This window comes from Shewanella sp. SP1S2-4, assembly GCF_031932075.1.
Taxonomy (GTDB): Bacteria; Pseudomonadota; Gammaproteobacteria; order Enterobacterales; family Shewanellaceae; genus Shewanella; species Shewanella baltica.
The window spans coordinates 172380-197388 of record NZ_JAUOET010000001.1 but is presented as its reverse complement, the minus strand read 5'-3'; the positions used below and the strand labels follow the sequence as shown (position 1 = coordinate 197388).

Sequence of the window (25009 nt, the reverse complement as noted above, 5' to 3'; positions counted from 1 at the left end):
TAGGGTACTTAGATTCAGTTACTTCGATTTATTTTGGTAGAAATCCACCTCTGTATTATCGTCCGAGTAACGTCGCTTAGTATCCCTGCGGCGCTGTTTCACGCGTTTATTCTTTTGCTTACCTTTGACGTTATCGCCCCATGGCGCATCATCGTCGTCAAATTCATAGGAGTGTGACATGGTCAAAATTCCAAAAATACCTGTGCCATTCGCAGCACCCGATCTTTTTACCCAAAGGTGAGATGAAGCTAAAGCGAAATATTTCATCATTGATGGTGAAAAGTTTTGCCCAAGAGCCATATCTTGCCACTGAAATGGATGTATCTGAGATTTTAACTGGAAGGATGTGGTTTATCTTTATGATAATAAAAGAGTAAATCTGATTTTAATCATTAATCAGATTATGCGATTGCACTTGGCGCCTAGAAAGGAGGGCGCCAAGTTTTGATACAAAATAATGAGTTAGTGTTACTTGCTGCGTAGCATACGTGCGACGAACATGCCATCACTGTTGGCCTCAAAGGGCCACACGGTCAACATTTCTGTTTGTTCACCGCTAAAAGGATGGCGTATCGGCGTGAGCGTGAACTCTGGATGTTGCTGTAAAAACGTCGTCACTACGTCTTGGTTCTCGATGGGCGACAAGGAGCAAGTGGCGTAAACGAGGATGCCGCCGGCCTTAACTGCGCGGCTACAGCGGCTTAAAATATCGAGCTGTAACGCGGCTTTATCGGGCACGGCTTCAACACCATCCAACCAACGCATATCAGGATTACGTCGCCAAGTGCCAGTACAACTGCACGGGGCATCGACTAACACACCGTCAAAATGATCCGCAGGCACGGGGAGGGCATCACTCTTCCAACGGGCCACGCTAATGCCGTTAAAGTGCGCTCTTTGGGCGCGTTTAGTGAGTTCTTCTAGGGCATTGGAGCGAATATCGGACGATATGATGCTGCCCGCAGATGACGTTTGGTTATCAGCAGTTTTAGCTAACATCAAAGAGCGCAGTTGCAGAGTTTTGCCGCCAGCACCGCTACAAGCATCCCACCAATGGGCATCGGGTTCAGGCGCACAAATTTGACCAATGACCTGTGAAGCCAAATCTTGGATCTCGATGTTACCGTCTTTATACAGGGCTATTTCATTAAGATTCATACTCTTACTGCCAAGATTGATGGCATCGCTAAAGTAATGACCATCACTCGCTTCTATGCCGAGCGCTTGCAGTTGTGTCGCTGCATCTTGACTCGTGATCCCTTGCGCGCGTCCCCAAATTGGCGGGCGACTCGACATAGCGGCAATTAATTGCGTTTGCTGCGCAGCATCAACAGGGCACACTTGCCAGAACCAGTCGGGTAATAAATCCTGTGCCTTAAACTCAGTCGCAGGGAATAAATACTGTATCAGTGCCAGTTTGTCGTCGAGACTTTCAACAGTAAGTGCTTGAGCTTGCTGATAATCGATGGGCGATTGTGATAACTCATGCCAAGCGTTGGCGATATCTTGCCAAGCATGGGCTTCCAATAGGGCACTGGCGCTTAGGCTGGCAAAATAAACGGCAGATTCTTGCTGATCGCCTAATCGCTGAAACCAACCCCACCAGCGAAATAGACTAAACAAGGATTCACGAATGACTTTACGATCCTTCGAGCCGTGTTTTTTATGTTCTCTAAAGTAATTTGCCAAAATACGGTCAGCGGGCATTTTACTGCTTTGAATTTCATCGAATAATTGCTTAATTGTACTGGCGTAACTGAGCGCACGTTTTTGCGCTGGGGTGTTCGCTTGGACATTTAACGCCGAAGATGTATCTGATTTGGATGCCATACCGGAAGAGAAGCTGCTTGGATTACCCATAAATTTAGCCTAGATCATGCTTCTGTGACGGCGCCTTATGTAAGGGACATAGCCGTAACAGAGGGGAAAAATAAGTGGCGCAGATTGTAGCAGTTTTGCCCGATAACAGGCAGTAAAAAAGCCCCAAAGTAGTATCAACTTGCAGGGCTTTTTGTGGTTCTGTTACTGAAACTTATAGTGTATTCAGTACCTAACGGCAGTTTTGCAGGCTATTCGCGCAATGACCGTTAGCAGATGACTATTTCGTCACCATCTTTTGGATTTGCTTAGCCCGTTCTTCATCACTCATTTCTACCGGTGGCGGCGTGATTATGCCTTTTTGGCACGCAGGTCTGAGTGCTAATTCATCTAACCAACGTTGCAAATGAGTCAAACCTTCCATGTTGATGCCGCTCCACTCGTGGATACGGACCCAAGGCCAAGTGGCGATGTCGGCAATCGTGTATTCGTCACCTGCAAGGTATTGATTTGTTGCGAGTTGAGTATTCATGACTTCAAATAAACGTCGACCTTCTTTTTGGTAACGGTCAATGGCTGCGGGGATTTTTTCAGGGAAGTACCTAAAGAATACGTTGGCTTGTCCCATCATGGGGCCGACGCCGCTCATTTGGAACATTAACCATTGGATCACCTGCGAGCGTTTTTTAGGATCGGCTGGCAGGAATTTACCTGTTTTTTCGGCGAGATACAGCAGAATCGCACCCGATTCGAATACCACAAAATCCGCGTTATCGCGGTCGATAATGGCGGGAATGCGACCATTGGGATTGATGGCAATAAACTCGGGCTGTTTTTGCTCATTGGTGCTGAAATCTAATTTGTGGACGCGATATTCAAGTCCCATTTCTTCCAGTGCGATGGAAATTTTAAAACCGTTAGGGGTCGCGGCTGTGTATAAATCTATCATGATGATTCCTTTAGGTTATAACGCTTATAGCTACTCACTTTAGTGCCTATGAATATTCATCATCAGGCATTAGCGCCGCTATTTTTAGGGGTTAACGATACTATGGCAGGACGCTGCGCCATAGTGATGAACCAAGCCTTAAGGTGCGGCAAGCTGTTAGTGACTTCAATATCTAAATTCTTAATAAAGCTGATAAAAACGTAAGCCGAAATATCGGCAATGCTGAATTCATCGCTTGCCACAAAGGCTGACTTGCTCAATTGTTGGTCTAAGCTTGGTAGGAAGTCAATGACCCTTTGGCGTGATTCTACGCCCCAAGACTCGACACAATTTTCCCTGTCTTTATAGACACCGCTTAAATTACGAAAGGCTTGAAACCCGACCATTAATCCTTGTAACTCTATGATACGTTGCCACATTTCTACTTTGGCGCGCTCAAGCGGTGTATTACCAAACAGCGAGTGAACACTTGGGTGGATTTCTTCTAAATAGCGGCAAATGGCAACAGATTCACACAGGTAGCTGCCATCATCGAGTTCGAGCAGTGGAATGCGACCATTTGCACTTTTGGCTTTAAATTCGGTACTTAAATTCTCTCCTCCGCGGATATCGACGTTCACTCTTGGCACTTCTATGCCTTTTTCCGCTAGGAAAATACTGACACGGCGCGCGCTAGGCGTAGGGGCTAGTTCATAGAGTTTCATTTAATGTCCTGTAGTTTTTATCAATGCTTTATGCTCGATTTAAGCATATAAGACTTTAACGGAACGATCGGTTAGTATAGAATTTACGCCATATCTAAACGATCAGTCAAGAATGATTTACTCCTCAACTTTCTTTAGTAAACAGAAATGCGGTGATTGAGGAGTGCTAAAGCTGATCGTTAGCGCGTATTCAAGAGATTAGGTCACAGGCTTATGGCACGAAGTTGTAATTTTGATCGGCAGGAAAAACTCATATTGGCGATGGAGCTTTTTTGGCAAAAGGGCTTTGCCGAAACCTCGATTTCCGATCTTGTCGGCCATTTAGGTATTAATCGATTTAGTCTTTATAACAGTTTCGGGGATAAGCAGAATCTTTACCGCGAGTGCCTCCGTTTTTACCTCGATAACTACTCCTTTGGCGCCTCAGATACCCTGTTGCATGAAAAAGCGGGCTTGGCTGAAATAGAAGCTTATCTAGCGCGCTTTGTTGCCCTGCAGAGGGAACAAAAATACGGCTGTTTTATGCAAAATGCCGTGCTTGAAAAGAGCCTTGACGATGAGAGTGTGCTGCAGGAATGTCAGCGATTATTTTGCCGATTACAGGCTTCATTTACCCAAGTGTTACGGGATTGCCAAGCGCGAGGCGAGCTACTCCCCCATGTACAACCACATCAGGTCGCTGCATTTTTAGTATTGCAATTACAGGGAATTAGGGTGTTAGGTAAAGCGGGTGAATATGAGCTGCTAGACAATGCCTTTGCAGTTTTACAGAGTTACTTGGGCACTTTAAATACAAAAGTTTAAGTGCAAATTAAGCCATTTAAGGTGCAAGTTGTAGTTTGAATGGCCTAGGTTTTTCGCCTAGGCCATGTTGCTTTTAGCAATCTATTTTTTAACGGTCTATTTTTACAAATCAATTGGTTAAAAGTCTATTGTCTAGAAATCCAAGTCCAGCGCGAAACACAGATAGGCCATCAATTGAGTACAGTGCGCAAATTGCTCGGCACAGAAACTGGCGGCATCTGGACGACAGAGTTCTTCAAAGGTGATATTTTTTATGGCGATAAAATCTTTGCGTTTTAGCTCCGCCAGCATAGGGTGGTTTTTATCAAACCCTTTTGGTGGTCGAGTTAAGCTGTCACCGTCCATGTTAAATCCATGACTCTGCAAGGTTTGTAGTGCCTTTTTATAGCCGTTGGGATTTTCATCGATACAAGTGCGAATGGCATTTAAGGCTTTCGATTCTGGGTGCCAAATCCCTGCGGCAATAAAACAGCCATCCTCGGCAATGTGTAAATACAGTCCCGGCGCATGCACGTCTTTGCCTTGAAAATGGCGAAATTGAATGCCTACATTGGTTTTATAGGGCGTTTTATCTTTGCTGAAACGGCTGTCTCGCTGCGGGCGCATAAGACTGCCACCGACTTTTTTCGGCACGGCAGTGAGCCGAGGAGAGAGGGCGAGAATGCTGGGCTGCATTTGCTCGATAAACTGCAGCGCAGGGGTTCGCACTGTCTCTTCGTATTCCGCCTGATGGGCTTTAAACCAGTCGCGGGAGTTGTTTTGCGCCAGTTGATTTAAAAATTGCAAACTTGCGGCGCTGAACGTTGCACCTGTCGCAATAGGGATTTTAGTCGTGAGCGTGGCCATTATCGGTGAACCTTATTAATGCATTTGAAACGAGTGCCAACAGCCTAGATGCGCCAAGATACAAGCAGTGCGAACGTCAGGCGAGTCGCCCGTATATTCCACTCGTACTGCAAGGTCGTACACTCTATAGAGGATGAAAGGCTGTCAAATATGGCACCAATACTGCCATCCTTAGGCAAGATCTTCACTTAAATTTTTGAAGTGCGCCGCTTCTCTCTTGTTTTCAACCAGACCGTTATTTACACGTAAAGCCAAGTGAGAACTATTCTTATCTTCTTCATTCGTGCCTATAATGCCGCCCTATTTTTAGATTAGTTTGTTAATAGGAAGACGTTAAATGGGTTGCCTGCCTAAATTTGGGAAATGGAAAGCGAATAGAAATCTGTCTCTGATGGGATTATGTATATTGCCCTCAATGCCGTTGTACGCCGCTGAGGTATTGGGCGAGCCTAAGGTTGAGCCGATTGAAATCCTGCAGGTTCATGGGCAGCAATATCGTAGGGCCATTACAGTCGCTAAACCTGGTGAAGCGATTATTTCCATGGAACAAATCGAGGAGATGCAGGCGACGACCTTCGCCGAAGTGATTGATGATATGGCGGGAGCGCATATCGATGGTGGCACCCGCAGCGGCGGTGAGCGGATTAATATCTGGGGCTTTGGCGAGACCGAAGATTTTAACGTTTATGTGGATAATGCTCCGGTGGGATTTGAGCAGTATCGCTATGGCTCATTTTTCCTCGATCCTGATCTCATCAAACGAGTGGAAGTGATTAAAGGCGCCCATGATGTGCGCTCGGGCAATGGCGGTTTTGGTGGGGCCATGTATGTGGTCACTAAATCGGCCGATGATTTTCTTAAATACGATCAAGCGATTGGCGCGCGAGTCAAAACCAGCTACGCCAGCAATAATGACGCTATGGGTTATACGGGAACTGTCTATGGCAGGGTGAATCCGCATTTATCGGGTTTGTTACACCTTACGCGCCGTGATGCGGGGGATGTGACTTTAGCTAATGGCGATGAGTTTGAATATTCGGGCTATGAGCAAGATAATTATCTAGGCAAGATTGATTATGAGCAGGGCGATCACCAACTGGCCTTGAGCGTGACCCATTATCTCGATGAGGGCCGCAAACCTTGGGCTAATCGCCGTGGCCCCATGCCTGCCATCTCAGACTACAACATCAAAAAGTACGGCTCCTACGAGCAGGCGCTGTATGCCACAACCGCCTATAACACCTATGAAGACAACACTTGGTCTGCCAATTATCGTTATTCGCCGAGCAATCCGCTGATTGATACCCAAGTGGTGATCTCCCATTCGGCGAATGCGCGCCACTGGGTAAGACCCGATATCGCGTGGGAGAAAATGACGGTTTCCGTAGGCAACTTCGGCCACGAATCTTGGCTAGATTACAAACGTGACTACATTGATATCAACAACTTGAGTTTGATTGGCGATCACGAGATCACCACTGGATTGCAGTACCGCAGCCTCGACCGTACTTCGCTTGTGTTTAACAAGAGTTATGAGAAGAATCCTGAGAAAAACTTTGGCTGGTACACACCTTATTATCAACCTGAAGGTCGCCAAGACACCTATGCCGTGTATGTTCGCGATGCGATTCATCTCACCAACGACTTAACTGTTACTCCCTCGCTGCGATATGACTTTATCTACAGCATAGGTCGGCCAAATATTGCGCCAGATTATAACGACATCAGCGCGGGTCACGATTATAGCTCGACTCACCACTCGGGGCTCTCACCCAGATTAGGCATAGATTACCAACTGACAAACTACGCTCGGTTAAACTTTGATTACGCTTATAGCCTGCAGGCCCCTGTGGTGGATGAGATTTATGCCGTGCAATACGCGAAAGCCAGCATTACCGGCACGAGTCGCGACATCGATGTCGAACGCTTACACGCTTTCAAGCTAGGCTTGATGACACAGCACCAGCATCTGCTTGCCAACGATGATGCGCTGACGACGCAGCTTACTCTGTTTGCCAACCTAGGCCGCGATGATATCGCCCAGCGCCGTGGGGCTAAGTCTGATAAAACCCAGTTAATTCAAAGCGGTTATACCAATCTTGATGGTTACCATATTTACGGTGCCGATTTTGAAGCCCAATATCGCTATCAAGACGTGTTCAGTGATCTGGCGGTTTCATGGCTGCACGGACAGCACAATGGGTCACTCAGAGACAGCCAAGATGACGACGAGTATTTAGCCAACATGGCACCGCTCGATATTCGTCTGCGTTTAGGCATGTATATTACCGATGATATTTCAGTGGCTTGGCAGGGCGCTTGGTATGATGCGCAAACAAATGTACCCCACGGCGATATCTTTAATGCCGAGTCGCCGAGCGAAAATTACTTTCTGCAGAACCTGTACCTCGCCTATGAGCCCCAAGCCAGTTTAAAGGGATTAAGCGTGCGTTTGATGGTGAAAAACCTCACCAATTTGCAAGTGGTGCCGTTTCTCTCCGATGGGATCCCAGCTGCGGGGCGCGATGTTCGCTTGAGTTTAGCTTATGAATTTTAAAGATTAATCACCAAGGCAGTGTGAGCGCGGTTTATAAAACTTATAAAAAATAGGGTTATATTGCCTCAGCCCCCTGCCGAAAAAAGCCGGTTTATGGCATAATCCGCGTTTTACTAGGCATATAGAACAGAAAAATGACTGAAAATGAATTGCTAAGTCGCTGTGGCGGCAAGTGTGAACTGTGTGGCAGCGAGCTTGAACTCTCTATTTATGATCTGCCAGCCTCCGATGGCCGTGACAATGAGATCATGATTTGTGAAACCTGCAGTGGCCAAATTGCGGCACCGGATACCATGGACATGAACCACTGGCGTTGTCTGAACGACAGCATGTGGAGCCCTGTACCGGCAGTTCAAGTGATGTCATATCGTATGCTTAAGCGCTTAAATGGTGAAAGCTGGGCGCAAGATTTACTGGATATGCTTTACCTTGAAGACGATGTAAAAGCGTGGGGCGATGCTGAAGTTGCCGCCGCAGGTGACGACACTACCCCAACGTTAGACAGTAATGGTGCCGTGATTAACGCTGGCGATACGGTCGTGATCATCAAAGATTTAAACGTGAAAGGCACTAGCTTTGTGGCTAAGCGCGGCACAGCGGTGCGTAACATTGCTTTGACTAACAACCCAGAGCACATTGAAGGCCGTGTTAACGGGACTCGCATTGTGATCCTGACGTGCTTCGTTAAAAAGTCTTAAGTTGAACCTAGTGTGGGCTCGATTTATCGAGCCCACACCATAAAAAACCGCCATACTCGTTAATCGACATGGCGGTTTTTTTATTTTGAATTAGAGAGTTAAGATACGCAGCGGGTGACTTGATATTGGCGTGCATAGCCCTGCGGATTAAATTGCCAAGATAGTATCCACGCCATCAGACTTATGCCACCGAGCAATAACCACGCACTGTTAAAGCTATTGAAATTATCGCGAATTAATCCAGCAATCCAAGGCGAAATGGCGACAATGGTATAACCCACACCTTGTACAAAGGCGGTTAACTTACCCGCTAACATCGGATTTTGTTGATGATCCATAGTTACAATTAATCCGAGTGGAAAAATCCCGCCTATGCCTAATCCCGCAAGTCCTGCCCATAAAAATAGCGACACTTGAGGGGCGAGTGCAAGTCCCATAAAGCCGATGAGTTGCAGTAAGCACAGTAGGGCAATAATAGCGCGTCTGTCCGTTGACTTGCTGGCAAGCCAAGGAAACACTAAGCCCGCGATCACTTCCATATTGGTTAAGAAACCTAACACTAATCCCGATTGAGTCTGGCTATAACCTAGCTCGACCGCGTAGGGGGCTAACCATGCAAGCACGCAGACATAACAGCTTGTACCTAAAGCAAAAAATATCGCCAATAACCAACTGCGACGAAAACGCCAAAAGCTAAGCGGCACAGTTTGCTCCGCAGTTTGATTCGCTAATACGGCTTTATGTTTAACCATCAGCCATAGTGCCAGTGCCACTACGCCCAACCATGTCCAATGGCCTAAGCCCGCACGCCAACCTAAGTTCATCCCGATAAAAGGCGCACTGCTGGCGGCCAAAGCAGCGCCGCCCATAATGGCGGTGACGTAAAGCCCCATCATTAAGGGCACCCGTTCACCGAAATTGAGTTTGATCATGGCGGGCATTATGGTTTGAATAAGGGCGATACCGACTCCGGCCAGTAATGCCGAGCAGATAAGCCAGCCTGCATCCATTGCCCAAAATCGCATCGCCGTGGCGATGCTCAAGAGGATCAATGATCCCGTCATCACGGTATTAAATCCTAAACGTTTGGCGATACTAAAGCCCGCAAAGCAGCCCAATCCCATAGCTAGCACAGGCAGCAATGTCAGCATAGACGCTAAGGTAAAACTTAAGCTGATATCCTCTTGTATGCTGGGCAGTAAAGGCCCAACCGAGGCGAGAATGGGGCGCAGATTTAGCCCGATAAGAATGAACGCGATTCCGAGCAGCAATAAATTCGCTTTCTCTGTCTGGGGTGACCGCATGGATTGTCTCCAAAAATAAGCTAAGTTTGATTTGCTGAAAGAGTGATCTGTAGCGGTATTGGGCGCGCTTATGGTGATTTCCTTTCAAAAACAGTAGGTTGAAGTTGTATCACTACAGTTTAAAAAGAATCTCTTTCAAATGTATCTTGATATAAAGATATTTTAATTCTGCGAGAAAATGACTAAGATGTAAAGAATGATATAAAGAATCTTTATGTTGAGATAAAGCTATGACAGCGAAAACGACACTCACTCACACGAGTCCTGCGGATACTAATGCGAGTCCTTCGGGTACTAACGCGAGTTCAGCGGATAAAAACGCAAGCCCTGCGGATAAAGACCAAGCAGCTTCGAACACCAAAGCTGATGGCCTTGAAAGCGAAGATGGTTTGGATAGCATTGTCGGCCAGTGGCAGCAACAAGGGGTGACTGATGATTTGATCCCTATGGCTGTGCTTGGGCGAATCGCGCGTTTAACGAAATATATTGAAGTGGTACTGCTGCAATGCCATGGCGAATTTGGCTTAGGTCAGGGCGAGTTCGATGTGCTTGCCACCTTAAGGCGTTCGGGTGAGCCGTTTACCCTCTCGCCTTCACAGCTTTATCAGAGCATGATGCTAAGCTCTGGCGCTATGACGAGCCGTTTAGACAGACTCGAAAATAAGGGGCTGATTGAGCGGGCGCACAGTAAGGAAGATCGCCGCGCCGTACATGTCTCGTTAACTGCTGAGGGTAAGGCGCTCATTGATAAGGCATTGCCGCAGCATATTCAATGTCAGAGTGCATTGTTAGCGGGCGTGAGCGTTGAAGATAGACCTATGTTGCTGCAGATTTTAAAATCTTGGCTGAACCAATTTGAGCCGCAATAAATTGTTTAAACTTCACGTGAGTTTTAGTTTCTAGTATTAGACAACTGGCGATAAGCGATAGCCGAGCGCTATTGGCTAGTATGAGTCAGCCGCGCGGGACAACATTCGATAGTACAAGGGAGTTGCCATGGTAAAAAGACGTGAAGCATTTGAATTAGCAGGTAAACGAGTCACAGCAGGGACTCAACTGGGGATCAAGCTGGCCGCCGCTAAGTTGTATACCGATACGCAACTCGATATTCATGTGGAAGTGTTTCACGGGGCCAAACCCGGCCCTACTTTGCTGGTTTGCGCCGCCATTCATGGGGATGAACTCAATGGTATTGAGATTTGTCGGCGACTATTAGCCAGAGTCAATCCCAAGAATCTGACGGGCACCTTGATTGTGGTGCCGATTGTGAATGTGTTTGGTTTTATTCAGCAATCCCGTTATTTACCCGATAGGCGGGATCTCAACCGCTGCTTCCCAGGCTCCAGTAAAGGGGCACTGGCAAGCCGGTTAGCCAACCTGTTTGCCACTCAGTTATTAGTCCATGCAACCCATGTGATTGATTTACATACGGGCGCGATTCACAGAGACAACTTGCCGCAAATTCGCTGTGATACCAGCGATGAGACTATGCTGGCCATGGCGAATGCCTTTGGTGCACCGCTGATTATGCATTCAAAAGCGCGCAGTGTTTCCATGCGGGGTTATGCTAATCAGCAGGGCATTCCGTGTATTTTGTACGAGGCGGGCGAGGCGCTACGTTTCAGTGAATTGTCGATAAAATCTGGCCTTAAGGGCGTGCTCAATGTGATGCGCAGTTTAGGCATGTTAAAAGGGCGGGTGACTAATAAGGGTTCGAGTGTCAGCGCCATTCGCAGTTATTGGGTGCGCAGTGAGTCCGATGGTTTAGTGAATATGAAGCTTAAGCTCGGCCAGCGGGTGACTAAGGGTTATATTATCGCACATATCGTCAGCCCCCACGGCGGTGATAGTGTGGCCATTCGTGCACCAACCGACGGCATCATCATAGGGATCAGCAATATTCCCGTTACTAACGAAGGCGAGGGCATGTTCCATATCGCCCAGTTTGAAGGTGACGAAATTGAAATGGCTAACGAACAACTCGATGAATTTTTGATGGAATATGCTTAACCGCAGACTTGTTGAAATTGGATATACAGCCACAGAAGTCGCTAAGGTAGATTTGCGACTTCTGTGATCATTTTTACCGCGCTAACTTCTGTCTCTAGTCATCCCACAAATACCATTTTCTACATTCCTACAAAAACTAAACTCACTAGAGTTTAAAGCGTTCCACTGAGCTGGTGAGTGAGTGGGCAAGCGTGGTGACTTCGTTGCTGCGTTTGGCCATGTCCATGGCTTCATTGGCATTTTGTTCCGCCGCTTGCGCCGCCTCGCTCATGCTCGACTCAATACGTTGACTGTAATCTAACTGCTCGTGGGCGGCGTGGGTGATCTCTAGACTCATGTCATTGAGCGTATGTAAGGTACTTTCTATGTGGGCGATAGCATCCTGCAGGGTTTGGCTTTGTCCGACACATTCGTTTGCCTGATTTTGACCTGTGGTAATTGCACTCGCAGCCGTGGAGGTCTCTTTTTGCAGGGCCGTGATCATGGTTTGAATTTCGGCGGTGGCAGCTTGGGTGCGTGAGGCAAGGGATCGCACCTCATCGGCCACAACAGCAAAACCCCGTCCATGTTCCCCCGCTCTGGCGGCTTCAATGGCAGCGTTCAGTGCCAGTAAATTGGTTTGCTCGGCAATGCTGCTGATGGTGGTTAAAATGCTGCCAATATTATCGCTTTGAATGCTTAAGCGAGACATGACCTCAACCGAGCTACTTAAACGGGCGCTCAGTTCGGCAATTTTATTGCGATTATCATCGGCAATTTGCTTCACTTGATTACCGTATTTAGAGGCTTGGCTTATTTGTTTCGCCGACTCACTGGCCTGTTCAGTTACTAAGTTAGAACTGGTAAACATCTGTTCTGCTAAGGCTTTAGTCTCATCGACGCGGCTGATTTGCGCAGTTGCTGCATTGGCGATGCGTTGGCCTTGCTCGTTGGTTTGGGTGGCAGAGCTGTCCAGTGAATGGGCATTTTGGCTGATATTGGTGAGTAGCTTGGCAAGATCGTCACTCAAGGTATTCATGTTATCAATTAGGGTGCCAAATTCATCGTCATGGCGTTTATGAATGCGTTTAGATAAATCCCCACGGGCGATGCTCGCCAGCGCGCCATTCACTAAGGCTAATGGATTGAGCATGGCCTTGGAGGTAAAGAAGGAAATAAAACTCACCATAAGGATAAACACTATGGCGAGCACTATCGCTAAGGTTTGCCCTTGCTCAATGGCATCGCTGGCAATGTTTTGCAGACTGCTAAATCGGCGGTCGGCTAAGGTGATTAACTTGTCTAAAGCGAGGTTACTGGCGTTAAATTCTTTATCGGCATCGAGGTAATGCTGCTCTGATTGTCGCAGTGCTTCAACCACGGCTTTTTGTGCTTTATAAAGCTCGGCAGGCGCCGCGAGTAAGGTATTGATAATCGCATATTGCTGTTCGAAGGTTTGCAGCAAGCCTAAGGTATCAAGCCCATCAGTTTGTTGTTTTAAAAAAGTAAAGTTAGTGGTGAGGTTCCCCAGTAAAATACCGACATCTTGCTGGTGCGATTGGATCACCTCCAAACTTTGAGTGTGGATCAGCTCTCCCATAGTGTTGGTTAGCGTATACAACATATCGTCGATACGCGTGCCTGTACCGACAATCTCTTCGAGCAGAGTAGGATTATCGGGGATGGACAGGGTTTCGAGATCGATCATCGCATTACTGGCGTTGGTCTTGGCATCGTTAAAGCGCTTAAAGAGTTGTTGGTACTGCTGCTTTGCTTGTTCATTGGCGAGTTTAGCGCTAAACATGGCCTGGCTTTGTTGCAAATAGGCTTGGTATCTTGCCTTTGCTTCATCTAGAGAAGTCTGCATTTTAGGCTGATCAGCTACTCGTTCAATTAACTCATTTTCGATACTTTGATATTTCTTCTGCAGCGCCGTAAACGCTTGCTGGCTTTTGGTTAAGGCGGTTGTGTCTTGCTGGCTGTGGGCCAGGGTGGCAAGGCGTGACATTTTTAACAGCACCAGTTGTAAGCTATTACTCTGCTTTTGCACTGGTACGGCTAAGGTTTCGATATTTTGATAGGCAGTTTGTACTTGTGAGAGTGAATAGTAGAAGAAGCTACTGCCAGCGATGAGCAGCGCGCCGATGGCACTAAAGCTAAATATGATTTTTTGTTTTATGGTAAGCGTCAACATAGTGCGAAAACCTCTTCTAGGACTGTCCCTGTAAAATGGGTTTAATAATGATTAGATCGCTGTTTTTATTGAAATATTAATTCAAGTGTAGCAGAGTTCGTCACAAGTAAAGTGAATTTTTCTATTGAGAGTTTAGCGCTAGTTAAGGTTAACTTCTTGGTTTGATTATTTAAAAATAATCTCGACCGTATCTTAAAAGGATTGAAAATGAAATCAGTCGTGTTGGGTGAAAAGCGTATCGTACCGACAAAAATTGTCTGCATTGGGCGTAATTATGTCGACCATATCCATGAGTTAGGCAATGACATACCCGACGACATGGTGGTGTTTTTAAAGCCCAATTCGGCGATGTCGACAGTGCTACTTTCTGAGCATCAAGGTGAAGCCTTGCACTATGAAACCGAGCTGTGTTTTATGTTGCAAGATGGCCGTTTTAGCAGCGTTGCCATTGGCTTAGATCTCACTAAACGTGATTTACAAAGCAAGTTAAAAGCCAAGGGATTGCCTTGGGAACGGGCAAAGGCTTTCGATGGTGCGGCATTATTCAGCCCCTTTGTGGCGATTGATGATGCCGAGGCGCCGCTGCATTTTACCTTGAGTATCAACGACAACTTGGTGCAAGAGGGACATATCGATTTAATGATCTACAAACCTCAGACTATTTTATCTGAGCTGCAAGCCTTTATCAGTCTAGATGACGGCGATATTGTGATGACAGGCACCCCCAAGGGCGTGGGAAGTATTCCCGCTAAAAGTGTATTCAACGTGACGCTGAGCCGGGGTTTGCAAGCGAGTGCTGAGCCCTTACTCGAATGGCAATGGTTAAGTGTTTAGTGATAAATCGCTGAGTAGCTCGCATGATTGAACCTGATGACGTAAAAAAGACTGCTGTATTGCAGGTGTCAATTTGCCAGCCTCTGCAACAATTTTTGCTTGCGTTAGGGGCGAGTCAAGCTGCTGTTGAACGTTACTTACCACAGTTTAAAGCGTTGAACGTGCCGGCGGGAGAGGTGCTTCTTGGCCAAGGAAATGAGCAGTCACAGGCATATTTTGTTGTGGATGGTATCGTGCGCGCTTGCCATTATACTCAGGAGGGCACAGAGCGCTGTAAGGAGTTTTATTTCGAGGGTGAATTGTGTTTTTTGTATGTCAGTTGGCTGAAGCAAATTCCCGCTCGTTACCAATTAGAAGCTTTAAGCGCCTGTAAACTTATCCAAATGCCGTTATCCGTGTTGGATGATACTTCGCTGCAGCCCGTGCAACTAGGGTTACTTAAACAGCAATTATTGTATAAAGAACAAAAGGAAGCCTTTTTACTGCTGCACACACCTGAGCAACGTTATCTGTATTTACGCGAACATTCACCATTTTGGCTTGAGCGGTTAAGCCAAGGTCAGCTAGCTAATTATATTGGTATTACGGCAATCAGTTTGTCGCGTATGCGTCGACGACTTCAAGACTCTTTTTAACGTTTTTTGCCCCCAGTTAACTTAGGTTAATGCGCTAAAGCGCGATTTCCATGATGCTGAGCCTTAAGTTGCGCTCTCAAGTCTGTAAGGCTTGCAATCTGAGTGCGCATTATTGCTTAAAGCTAAGGGGCTTAATAAGTTGACTGCGTTTACTTTGTCTCAAATTTTGGTGGCGATAGCCATTATCTTCGATCTGATTTCGTTTCAATTTAAGGCGCGGGAGCGGATTGTCGCCTGCCTTTTTGTATCGGGTATTCTGATTTCTATTCATTTTTGTCTGTTGCAGCAATGGACTGCCGCAGGCTTAATGGGCATAGCCACAGTGCGTTATCTCATCAGTATTTTTACCACCTCAAAAGTAGCCCTATGGTGTTTCTCTATTGCTGCACTTGTGATGAGCATTGTGACCTTTAATGGGGTAACGACAGTGATCAGTTGTATAGGCACCTTGTTTCAAACCCGCGCCGCATTCTGTCAAAGGGATAAAGATCTCAGACTGCTTATGATAGTCGGAACCAGTTTTTGGCTCGTTCACAATGCCTTAGTGGGATCGCCTGTGGCAGTGTTAATGGAGGTACTCTTTATTGGCAGTAATCTGGTGGGCTTTTATCGGCATTATTTTCGCGGGCAGCTTAAGCAACTGCCGTGATCAGCTAAGGTCATCTCTAGCCTTAACTGAGAGGTTAAATTTTTAGCGCTTGCATAGTCGTTTTGGCGTTGATGTGAAGAGCATCTTTGTGCGTGATTAATCTAAGATAGCTAGAGTCCCGCGACGGCTTCCATATCGAGTTCGATATCAGTACAGCCTTTGGCACAGTAAATTCCTGCCGCTTGTCCTGCCTTTGCCTGCTCAGGCAATATCACTTTTAATGTCTGTTTACAGCTAGGACATTGCACTGGCTTACCTTTAAATACCCGTTTAATCAGATTTTTCTGCTCATTGAACGAGGTCGCAGTGGTTTGATTTAACACGGCAAAGGGGCTAGTAGAAGCAGTTGTCATCGGCAGTGAAATCCTTAAAAATTGAGTGAATGATATGGCTTAAAAATGAGCAACTCACGACGCTGTCAATCGGCATTTGCCTTAGTTGTGGCGATTATAGCCTGAGTTTAGGTGATATTGAAAAGCTCAAATGCAAATAGCGAACGGTGCTTTCATGGCTTAGGCCGCTTTTAGCATTTTCCTCGTCTACTGATATAGGTTGCATATGAGAACTATACCGAATATAAATAGCATATGCTATAAACGAGGTGTAACATGGTCAGACCAAAAATCCCCAGAACTATTTGTGGCCAAAGAGCCAATATCTGTTTTAAGCCTAATGGCATTCCTATGACACAGTTAGAGCAGGTGCCGCTGGCCGAGGACGAAATCGAGGCTATGCGCTTAGTTGATTTACTCGGTATGCAGCAACAGGAAGCGGCTAAATCAATGGGTGTATCACGTCAAACCTTGGCGAATTTAGTTAAAGGGGCAAGGTATAAGGTGGTTGATAGCTTAATCAACGGTAAAGCGCTGATGACAAACAATATCAACTGAGTATTGAACACTGGTAACGCGTATCGACGTGTCTAGGTAAGTGTAATGCAAGCAGTATTGAAAGACTCGGGCCTCAAAGTCACCACTCAAAGATGCAAGTTGCTTAAGTTTTTAACTCAAGTCGATAAGCAACATTTAACCATCGAAAATATCTATCAGGGGTTAAATGCGCAGGGCGAGACCATGGGCCTGAATACTGTGTACCGAATCATGGCGCATTTCGAACAAGCCGGCTTAGTGGTAAGGCGGTTTTTTGAGTCTGAAAATGCGATGTATGAGCTCAATGGGAAACCGCGTCATGAGCATTTAATCTGCTTAACTTGCGGCAAGTTAGTTGAGTTTGCCGATCCTTTGATTGACTTACGTTTATGGTTAGCAGCTGAACGTCACGGTATGAGTATCGATCATCACAGCCTTAATATTTATGGTCACTGTTTTGATTGTAAGCAAAAGCTTGAGAGCAAATCGGGTAGATAGACGAAATATTATTCGTTAATTTTATTGGAGAAGAACATGACTAAAATAGTGATTGTAGGCGGTGTTGCTGGTGGCGCATCTGCAGCAGCAAGAGCAAGACGTGTATCAGAAACTGCTGAAATTATCATGTTAGAGCGAGGCGAGTTTATTTCATTTGCAAACTGTGGCTTGCCTTATCATATTGGCGGTGAGATAGAGTCTAGAGAGGCCTTGTTGCTGCAAACGCCTGAAAGCTTTAAATCACGTTTTAATATTGAAGTGCGCGTGTTTAATGATGTGATTGCAATTAATCGACAAACCAAGCAGTTAAGCATACGTAATCTGCTCACAGATGAAGTCTATCAAGAGTCATATGATAAGTTGTTGCTAAGTCCAGGTGCCTCGCCAATCAAACCTCCAATTAGCGGCATTAATAGTCATTTTGTGCATAGCCTGCGAAATATTCCCGATATGGATAAGGTGTTAGCTAACCTTTTGCTGCATAAACCTAAGCATGCCACTGTCGTCGGTGGTGGCTTTATTGGTTTAGAGATGGCAGAAGCACTACGACATCGAGGATTAGAGGTGAGTTTACTAGAGCTTGCCGACCAAGTGATGGGGCCGGTCGATGTTGAAATGGCCAATATACTGCATCAAAAATTAGTCGATAATGGCGTGGATTTACGTTTAAAAACAGGATTGACCGCAGTTCATGAGCGTCCTATTCAACCGGCTGAATCCGACATTACCGATGACTACGATACGCCAGTGTTTCCTCATTACCATCTACATTTAGATTTGAGTGATAACAGCAGCTTAGCTACAGATTTAGTGATCCTTGCCATAGGTGTTAAGCCTGAAACCCGCTTAGCATCTGAATGCGGTTTAACCTTAGGCAAGCTCGGTGGAATTTACGTTGACGCCAGTATGCGCACTTCTGACCCGGACATCTATGCCGTAGGCGATGCGATTGAAACTGATGATTTTGTTACAGGTAATCCAATACTTATTCCACTCGCAGGTCCCGCCAATCGTCAAGGTCGATTAGCCGCAGATAATATGCTTGGCGGCAATAAGCTGTATCGCGCCACCCAAGGTACTGCAATCTGTAAATTGTTTGATATGGCAATCGCCTCAACGGGGTTAAACGAGAAGAGTTTGCTAAGGCAAGTTATTCCGTTTGAAAAGATTTATGTGCACACCGCTAGCCATGCCAGCTATTACCCTAGAGCACATCCCATTACCCTAAAGCTGTTGTTTTGCCCTGATAACGGCCGTATTTTAGGGGCTCAAGCCGCTGGGATTGATGGCGTCGACAAACGCATTGATGTGTTAGCAGTAGCACAACGGGCAGGAATGACAGTTTATGATTTAGCCGATCTTGAACTCACTTATGCACCACCCTTTGGCTCGGCGCGTGATGTAGTGAATCAAGCCGGCATGGTGGCTGCAAACGTCTTATTAGGTGATGAATCCATTTGCCATTCTCAGGAACTAGATCATCTGACGGCTGAACAAGTCATTATCGATGTGCGCAACCCGAGCGAGCTAACGGCAGTGGGTGCCATTGTTGGTGCGATTAATATTCCGTTGCCAGTACTGAGAGACAGGCTCAATGAACTTCCTAAAGACAAAGAACTGCTCGTATTTTGCCAAGTGGGTCTGCGCGGGCATGTCGCTTATCGGATGTTAGTGCAACATGGTTTTAAGGTACGCAACCTCAGTGGTGGCTATAAAACTTATCAAATGGTTAATGCACGTTTTTAGTGAAGAACAGCATTAAAGATGGATTTTAAAACCATTTACATCCATCAATAAATAGGTGCAGCGTGAACAATTATCAAAATTGTAAACAAAGCCACAGCCAATGCCTTGTCTGTGGCGACGCGACTCAAAACCCTTTGTCGTTGCAGTGTAAGTTTTTTGCTGACGGTAAGGATCAGGTTGTGGGTTATCATAAGGTCAATCGCCAGCTTCAGGGCTATAACAACCTACTACATGGAGGCGTTGCCAGTTCCTTAGTGGATGCCGCTATGACACATTGTTTGTTTATGCAGGGCATAAAAGCATTAACTGCTGAAATGACTGTGCGTTTTGTTGCGCCAATAAAGGTGGGAGATGCCATTAAAATTGTCGGCCGAATCGTGAGCCAGCGTATGGGAATGTACCAATTGGAAGCCTCACTTTATGTGGCTGATATCGCGTGTGTGACTGCTAAGGCAAAATTTATTCAACCTAAGAGAGGTGTAATAAATTAACCCTGTTAGGTAGCCGTGTAGCAATTTGATTTTAAATAATTAATTAACTTTTTAGAGAGCTTCAAGCATAAAGTCGTAATCTCAGATTGATAACGTGAGCGTTTCAAAAAAACAAATATCAGCGGCATCAGTTGGGCGTTAACACGTCGGCCATCATATGTGATGGCCGACATTGTGCGATGAACGATTAGAGGGAGCTTTGCCACGTCGATGGGCGAGAGTAACGCGCGCCATCTTTGACTCTGGCGCGGATGTGTTTGACATCATTAAGCTTGAAAGCATGGCGGTAGCTTAGCCAAGGTCCTGAGTCGAGTTGGTATTCCAACTCGGCATTGGGATATAAGCTATTGAGCACTAACTGCTGATGTTCAACACGTATTCCAGGCGGTGCTATGCGATAGAAAACTCCCGCTTTTGCTAACTTAGGTTGCACTTTATTGGCGTAAACCGCGGCAAAGGTTTGCCAATCCTGTTTGAGCACTTGCTCGGCTTGGTCATTGAGTTGGCGGGCAAAATGTTGAGTTTGCTGACTATAGATTTTACCTTGATAATCATAGGCTAATTCCCATGGCGCCTTATGCCATGCCCGCTCTGCGAGGGCGACCATGCGCGGGAATAGCATGTATTCTGCTTGCTCATCCGATTGCACCATTTCGCTCCAAAGATGCCCCTGCAAGCCATAAAAACCGCGGCCAGCATGCAATTGGCTTTGAGTATCATCTGAGGTAAAGGGCTGATTAAAAGTGTTACGCCAGCGCTCGGCGTGGGCGGGCAGGTTGTCTGGCATAAAGCTAAACACCTTAAAACTGTCTATTGCCCTCGAGGCCCAATGATTGCCGCGCTCATCTGGATGGCTAGCATAGGGGAAATCAAAATAGGTGACTTCTGGCGTTGAAATCACCACCTTCCAGCCTAAATTGGCTTGCTTATGGGCGATTTGATGACCGTTATCCGAAATCAGCGACCAAGCATTAGATTGCACTTGGGCGGGCATGTTTTCGGGGCGAACTTCACCCATGCCATCATTCCAACCTGCGGCAATAATCCCTTTATCTGCCAGCATATTAGCGACGCGCTCGATAAAGTAACCATTGAGCGAATGCAGTCCGGCTAACTCATCGGTTTTTTGTTGCTGCATTGCGATACACGCTGGAGATTCGACCCAAGCGCCCGCGGTTTCATCGGCACCTATGTGGTAATGCACTAAGGGAACGCCTACGGCTTGGTGCATCTTTTTAACTTCATCAATCACAGTATCGATAAAGTGGTAGGTGCTCGCCAAGCACACATTGAGTGTATTGTCGTGATAATACTGAATCGACGAATATTGGGTTTTATCTGCAAATTCAGTCAGTAAAAACTCCTCCGCCTTAGCTTTATCTCCTTTTGCTAGGTAATGGTGATAACGCGCCTCCATGGATTTTATTGCGGCGCGTGAATGCCCCGGCATGTCCAGTGAAGGGATCACTTCGATATGGTGAGCATCAGCCAGTTGTAATATTGCTTGGTATTGCGCCACGGTTAAGTAGCCATCGACGGGGTTTACGTCCGCTATGCCACTGCCCAGTTGTGGCAATAAACAGCTTTGCTCGGTTAAATCGAAACAACGTTTTGCACCCACATCGGTCAGTTCGGGTAAGCCGGGTATGGCTAAACGCCAGCCTTCATCGTCGGCTAAGTGCAAATGCAGCTTATTGATTTTATAGGCGGCGAGCTGTGGAATAATGCGTTTGATAAAATCGAGCGAGTGGAAGTTACGGGCTAAATCGATGTGCAGGCCGCGAAAGGCGTAGCGAGGCTGGTCTTGGATCTCGATGGCGACCAGTTGATCGTCACTTAAACTGATCAGCCCAGCTAGGCTTTGTATGCCATAGAAGAGTCCCGCTTCACTGCTCGCTCGAATACTGATTTGCTCGGCCGTTATGGTTAACCGATAGGCTTCGCTGTTTTTAATTTCACTATCATGGGCTTCAGTGCTGGCGACTTTAGGAGCTTGAGTATCGAGTTGCAATAACAGCGGCGTGCCTTTGTCCTTGGCCGAAAAGCCTAAAGAATCGAGGTAATCCAACGCCGCCTGCCGGCCCTTAAAATCGACAGTTGCAGCCGCGAGTCGATAACCTTTAGCAAGGGATAAAGGCGCCGAGTTTAGGCTTTGGCTATGAAGTGGCGTGGGGATAAGTTTGCCGCTAATGTCAGGTGCTTTGTCTGCGGCTAAGGCTTGATATTGCTCGGCTAAATACTGGCCATCGGCAAAGGGGGTTGCATCGTTTTTTGCCAGTAAGAATTGTTTCTCGGCATTAAAAGGCGCCAGGTAGTCTTGCTCGGCTAAACCCGTTTCTGGATCGCGCCTTGTTTGAGTGCTCTTTATTACCTGCGCCTTATAGCCCATAGCGACAAAGAAGTTTGGCATAAACTCGGAACGGGTGATTTGGCTGCCTTTGCTATAAAACTCAATACGATAAACTTGATTGGCGACGAAACCCTTAAAACTGGCTTTAGGAGTGATTTTGTGTAAATCGCCATTGATATGTTCAATGTTAAAGTCACCCGCATCGACAAAATAAACGGGCGATAGTTGGCTGAAATAAATTTGCCAATCGCCATGATTTAGCTCTTCGTTGGATAACTTGTCGTTGGATAGCTGAGTGGGCAGGGTTAGCTCAATGGCAGAGCGATAGCATTGGGTTTCTTTAGCGGGACAGGTTTCAAGATAACTGGCGGTTAACTGATAACTTAGCTGAAGTTTATCGGCCAATTGATTAAGTGCGACATGATTTGCCTCCTGCACGGCGTTGGCGGCCTGTACCGATGGCATAATAAATATTGAAAGCACTGGCCCCAAGGGAAGCACTGCCATTATGCCGCTGACTAAGGCCGTCTTAATCCTCTGCCACTTTATTTTACCTTTCCCTTTCGTTAGTCCTTTCACTTAACTGAGTCCTTTTGTTGTAAAAACCACTGCGCCGCGCCTATGAGTGCTGCATTGTGATGTTGACTGGCTGAAATCGTCAAGTCCGCCAGTTGCGGGCCATAGACTAAGCTCTGCAATTTTTGTTTAAGCGCCTCAATAAAAAAGGGAAAGCTTTGACTGACTGAGCCGCCAAGGATGATATCTTTGGGATCGTATACCAGTAAGGTTTGGGCGATCATGTGCGCCAAGTGTTCACCAAAATGGACGAAGGCTTGCAGCGCTTGGCTGTCACCTTCACAGGCTTTTTGGTACAAATGCTCGCCACTCATCTGGTGATGAACGGTGAAGTATTGCCCCGAGCAGTAGTGCTCAATAATGCCATCGCGATAACTCAAACTGCCGATTTCACCTGCGGCGCAATGTTTACCCGAATACAGCTGACCATTAAAAATCACCCCAGCGCCCACGCCTGTGCCTAAGGTAATCCCGAGCATGTCTTGATTGTGATTGAGCACAGCTTCACCAAGGGCAAAGAGGTTCGCATCGTTATTTACAACCACATCCATCTCAAAGGTATTTTTAAGCTGCTGGGCTAACTGCGTTGCTGTCAGCGCAGGGATGTTGAGCACTTCGAGTAAAGTGCCGCTGTGCATATCCACCATGCCGGGTATCCCGATGGAAATACCATAGGTTTCAGGCGTGAGGTGGCTGTGGATACAGGTCACGAGGAAATCGAATAATTGTTCGAAATTGCCATCGGCGGGAACGGGATACCGCCAAGTGTCGAGTAAGGTTTTACCTTCCACCTGTGCCAACATCAGTTTAGTTCCCCCAAGATCTAAACATAGGACGCTCATAATAGCTTGTTGCCTCTCGTGTTGGTTGTCGCCATCGGCTCGTCATTCTTTGATGCCGCTTTTGTTGAAAATAGGGTGGTGTTTTTAATCAAGGGGCGAGCCGTTAGCGCGATATAACCTATGTAAGCCATAGGGATTAACAGCACTAACATCCCGAACCGTAACTCGCCGGACAGCTCACTGATAACACCAATGATCGGCGAGATAAACGCGCCGCCGATAATGCCAGTGCAGAGAATGCCAGCGAATGATCCATGATCTTGGGCGCGAGAATTGAGCGCCAGCGAGAAGATCACTGACCACATGATAGAAATGAAAAAGCCAACCAATGGGAAACAAATTAATGCTAGTTGGCTCGGTCCCCAAATCGCCACCAGAAAACAAACCAGTGAACTAAGGGAAAAACTGAGCAGCAAGATCTGACTGTCGATAAGCTTAAGTAGCAGCAAACCGAGTAGGCAGCCGAGCGTCATGTAAAACCAAAAATCGCTAACCACATTGGCGCCGACACTTAAGGTATCAAGGCCATGATATTGCGACAAAAAGACTGAGATACTATTAGCAAGCCCTTGTTCAAGTGCGACGTAGGCGGCGATAGCGAAGAAGAATTTCAAAACGGTTTTATCTTTGAAAAGGCGTAAATGGGTCTCCAGTGCACCCGCCGACTCATCCGCCAATTTATCCACTTTGGGCATCTTCACTAGGCTTGCAAAGAGCACCATGGCGAGCGCGACCACGGCAAATAACCAGTACATGGCGAGCCAACTCATGTTCTCTGGCAATAGCTGTTGCACATAGTTGGCTGATGCAACACTGGCTTGATCTAAGGCGACAAAATGCTGATACACCAGCGGCGCTAAGGTTGCGGCGCCGCCAAAGGCGAGTTGGGCCAGTACGGAGAAAAAGGCAAAGTGCTCAGGCCCCGCGGCTTGGCGCAGTAAGGGATTCACTGCTACCTGCAATAAACTCATGCCAGTGCCAATACAAAACAGGCTAAACATGGCGATGCTAAAGGTGGGCAGACACACAAAAGTCACGGCGCCGATAAACGCTAGGCTAAAGGCTAAGATGATCACCCGTTTTTCACCGTACTTGTCCACCAAAATCCCCGCAGGAATCGATGTCACGCCGTAGGCGATAAAAAACGCAAAGGGAAATAACCCCGCTAACGTCAGGCCGATAGCATAACTGTCAATTAACGCAGGGAAAATCGGCCCCATGCTGTTGGTCATCAAGGAAATTACAAAGAAAGTGCAGAGGACAAACAGTATGATGAGTTTGTGTTTCATGTGCTTAGCCAATTGAATTAAGTGAAATTCATTGTGGCCTGACGCTCACTTTGGTGGTGATACGAATGGTGCCTCTGTCGATACTATTCTCACATAGTCAAATTGTGTTTGTGCTGATTTAGCTGATTTACATCAGGTGCAGTTAATACGGGCTGTAGATACTTGTAGATACTGGCGATAGATAATGGTGATAGATACGAGTTGCAGATAGCTGCTGCGAATAGGCATAGGTAAAACCGTGTTTTAGTATCTGCTGATAAAGTGTTTGCTTGTAAAATAGTTACCTTTAATTAACATTGGATAGAATAGTATTAGAGTAACGGAGTTGGGTATCACTGTAGGGCTGACTTGCTATAGACAATAGTGC

The 25009-nt window shown here is 46.5% G+C and carries 23 protein-coding genes; 12 read left to right on the top strand and 11 right to left on the bottom strand.

From position 1 onward, the window contains the following. Positions 1-18 precede the first annotated feature (18 nt). The 4 genes from Q4Q52_RS00810 to Q4Q52_RS00795 form a co-directional block, all read right to left on the bottom strand. Positions 19-180 (bottom strand): hypothetical protein, encoded by a 162-nt coding sequence (locus Q4Q52_RS00810; protein ID WP_006080915.1) that lies wholly within the window; start codon positions 178-180, stop codon positions 19-21. Between the two features lie 288 nt (positions 181-468). Next, entirely contained in the window at positions 469-1860 is a 1392-nt protein-coding gene (locus tag Q4Q52_RS00805) for an RsmB/NOP family class I SAM-dependent RNA methyltransferase (RefSeq protein WP_311989612.1), read from the bottom strand. Between the two features lie 238 nt (positions 1861-2098). Further along, entirely contained in the window at positions 2099-2767 is a 669-nt protein-coding gene (locus Q4Q52_RS00800) for a glutathione S-transferase family protein (RefSeq protein ID WP_113941046.1), read from the bottom strand. Between the two features lie 62 nt (positions 2768-2829). Then, complete coding sequence (locus Q4Q52_RS00795) at positions 2830-3471, bottom strand: glutathione S-transferase (protein WP_311889303.1); 642 nt, start codon at positions 3469-3471, stop codon at positions 2830-2832. 213 nt (positions 3472-3684) lie between these two features. Between Q4Q52_RS00795 and Q4Q52_RS00790 the strand changes: the two genes are divergently transcribed. After that, complete coding sequence (locus Q4Q52_RS00790) at positions 3685-4275, top strand: TetR/AcrR family transcriptional regulator (RefSeq protein WP_106649968.1); 591 nt, start codon at positions 3685-3687, stop codon at positions 4273-4275. Positions 4276-4407: 132 nt separating this feature from the next. Here Q4Q52_RS00790 and Q4Q52_RS00785 read toward each other — a convergent pair whose 3' ends face one another. After that, positions 4408-5121 (bottom strand): DUF2461 domain-containing protein, encoded by a 714-nt coding sequence (locus Q4Q52_RS00785; protein WP_012588169.1) that lies wholly within the window; start codon positions 5119-5121, stop codon positions 4408-4410. Between the two features lie 337 nt (positions 5122-5458). On the opposite strand from Q4Q52_RS00785, the gene Q4Q52_RS00780 reads away from it, so the two are divergent. Further along, entirely contained in the window at positions 5459-7678 is a 2220-nt protein-coding gene (locus Q4Q52_RS00780; protein ID WP_311989611.1) for a TonB-dependent receptor domain-containing protein, read from the top strand. A gap of 134 nt (positions 7679-7812) precedes the next feature. Then, on the top strand, positions 7813-8376 hold the full coding sequence (locus tag Q4Q52_RS00775; RefSeq protein ID WP_311989610.1) for a PhnA domain-containing protein: 564 nt from the start codon (positions 7813-7815) through the stop codon (positions 8374-8376). A 98-nt stretch (positions 8377-8474) separates the two neighbouring features. Here Q4Q52_RS00775 and Q4Q52_RS00770 read toward each other — a convergent pair whose 3' ends face one another. Then, positions 8475-9680 (bottom strand): MFS transporter, encoded by a 1206-nt coding sequence (locus Q4Q52_RS00770; protein WP_311989609.1) that lies wholly within the window; start codon positions 9678-9680, stop codon positions 8475-8477. 230 nt (positions 9681-9910) lie between these two features. Here Q4Q52_RS00770 and Q4Q52_RS00765 point away from each other — a divergent pair, with 230 nt between their 5' ends. Both Q4Q52_RS00765 and Q4Q52_RS00760 read left to right on the top strand, forming a co-directional pair. Continuing rightward, positions 9911-10549, top strand: a complete 639-nt coding sequence (locus tag Q4Q52_RS00765) for a MarR family transcriptional regulator (protein ID WP_311989608.1) — start codon at positions 9911-9913, stop codon at positions 10547-10549. 127 nt (positions 10550-10676) lie between these two features. Next, the gene (locus tag Q4Q52_RS00760; protein ID WP_106649974.1) at positions 10677-11690 is read left to right on the top strand and encodes a succinylglutamate desuccinylase/aspartoacylase family protein; all 1014 of its coding nucleotides are present in this window, start codon (positions 10677-10679) and stop codon (positions 11688-11690) included. A 145-nt stretch (positions 11691-11835) separates the two neighbouring features. On the opposite strand, the gene Q4Q52_RS00755 is transcribed toward Q4Q52_RS00760, so the two are convergent. Further along, positions 11836-13863, bottom strand: coding sequence for a methyl-accepting chemotaxis protein (locus Q4Q52_RS00755; protein WP_311989607.1), 2028 nt, complete (start codon positions 13861-13863; stop codon positions 11836-11838). Positions 13864-14070: 207 nt separating this feature from the next. Here Q4Q52_RS00755 and Q4Q52_RS00750 point away from each other — a divergent pair, with 207 nt between their 5' ends. The 3 genes from Q4Q52_RS00750 (at position 14071) to Q4Q52_RS00740 (ending at position 15981) form a co-directional block, all read left to right on the top strand. Beyond that, the gene (locus Q4Q52_RS00750; RefSeq protein WP_259563935.1) at positions 14071-14697 is read left to right on the top strand and encodes a fumarylacetoacetate hydrolase family protein; all 627 of its coding nucleotides are present in this window, start codon (positions 14071-14073) and stop codon (positions 14695-14697) included. A gap of 23 nt (positions 14698-14720) precedes the next feature. Beyond that, positions 14721-15332, top strand: coding sequence for a Crp/Fnr family transcriptional regulator (locus Q4Q52_RS00745; RefSeq protein ID WP_259563934.1), 612 nt, complete (start codon positions 14721-14723; stop codon positions 15330-15332). A gap of 139 nt (positions 15333-15471) precedes the next feature. Beyond that, complete coding sequence (locus tag Q4Q52_RS00740) at positions 15472-15981, top strand: YgjV family protein (RefSeq protein WP_311989606.1); 510 nt, start codon at positions 15472-15474, stop codon at positions 15979-15981. Positions 15982-16091: 110 nt separating this feature from the next. Here Q4Q52_RS00740 and Q4Q52_RS00735 read toward each other — a convergent pair whose 3' ends face one another. Further along, positions 16092-16334, bottom strand: a complete 243-nt coding sequence (locus tag Q4Q52_RS00735) for a hypothetical protein (RefSeq protein ID WP_311989605.1) — start codon at positions 16332-16334, stop codon at positions 16092-16094. A 255-nt stretch (positions 16335-16589) separates the two neighbouring features. Here Q4Q52_RS00735 and Q4Q52_RS00730 point away from each other — a divergent pair, with 255 nt between their 5' ends. The 4 genes from Q4Q52_RS00730 to Q4Q52_RS00715 all read left to right on the top strand — a co-directional run bounded on the left by Q4Q52_RS00730 (position 16590) and on the right by Q4Q52_RS00715 (position 19585). Further along, positions 16590-16871, top strand: a complete 282-nt coding sequence (locus Q4Q52_RS00730) for a DUF134 domain-containing protein (protein WP_006085187.1) — start codon at positions 16590-16592, stop codon at positions 16869-16871. A 45-nt stretch (positions 16872-16916) separates the two neighbouring features. After that, positions 16917-17348 (top strand): transcriptional repressor, encoded by a 432-nt coding sequence (locus tag Q4Q52_RS00725; protein WP_012196824.1) that lies wholly within the window; start codon positions 16917-16919, stop codon positions 17346-17348. A gap of 36 nt (positions 17349-17384) precedes the next feature. Further along, positions 17385-19094, top strand: coding sequence for an FAD-dependent oxidoreductase (locus tag Q4Q52_RS00720; protein WP_006085189.1), 1710 nt, complete (start codon positions 17385-17387; stop codon positions 19092-19094). A 62-nt stretch (positions 19095-19156) separates the two neighbouring features. After that, positions 19157-19585 carry a PaaI family thioesterase gene (locus Q4Q52_RS00715; protein ID WP_261272185.1) on the top strand — a complete coding sequence of 143 codons (429 nt, stop codon included), beginning with the start codon at positions 19157-19159 and terminating at the stop codon, positions 19583-19585. Between the two features lie 187 nt (positions 19586-19772). Here Q4Q52_RS00715 and Q4Q52_RS00710 read toward each other — a convergent pair whose 3' ends face one another. Genes Q4Q52_RS00710 through Q4Q52_RS00700 form a run of 3 tightly spaced genes read right to left on the bottom strand, consistent with a single transcriptional unit; the run spans position 19773 to position 24642 of the window. Next, a complete protein-coding gene (locus Q4Q52_RS00710; RefSeq protein WP_311989604.1) occupies positions 19773-22514 on the bottom strand; it encodes a family 20 glycosylhydrolase in 2742 nt (913 codons plus the stop codon). Further along, complete coding sequence (locus Q4Q52_RS00705; protein ID WP_311989603.1) at positions 22511-23353, bottom strand: ROK family protein; 843 nt, start codon at positions 23351-23353, stop codon at positions 22511-22513. The genes Q4Q52_RS00710 and Q4Q52_RS00705 overlap by 4 nt, the downstream gene beginning before the upstream one ends. After that, a complete protein-coding gene (locus tag Q4Q52_RS00700; RefSeq protein WP_311989602.1) occupies positions 23350-24642 on the bottom strand; it encodes an MFS transporter in 1293 nt (430 codons plus the stop codon). The genes Q4Q52_RS00705 and Q4Q52_RS00700 overlap by 4 nt, the downstream gene beginning before the upstream one ends. Positions 24643-25009 lie beyond the last annotated feature (367 nt).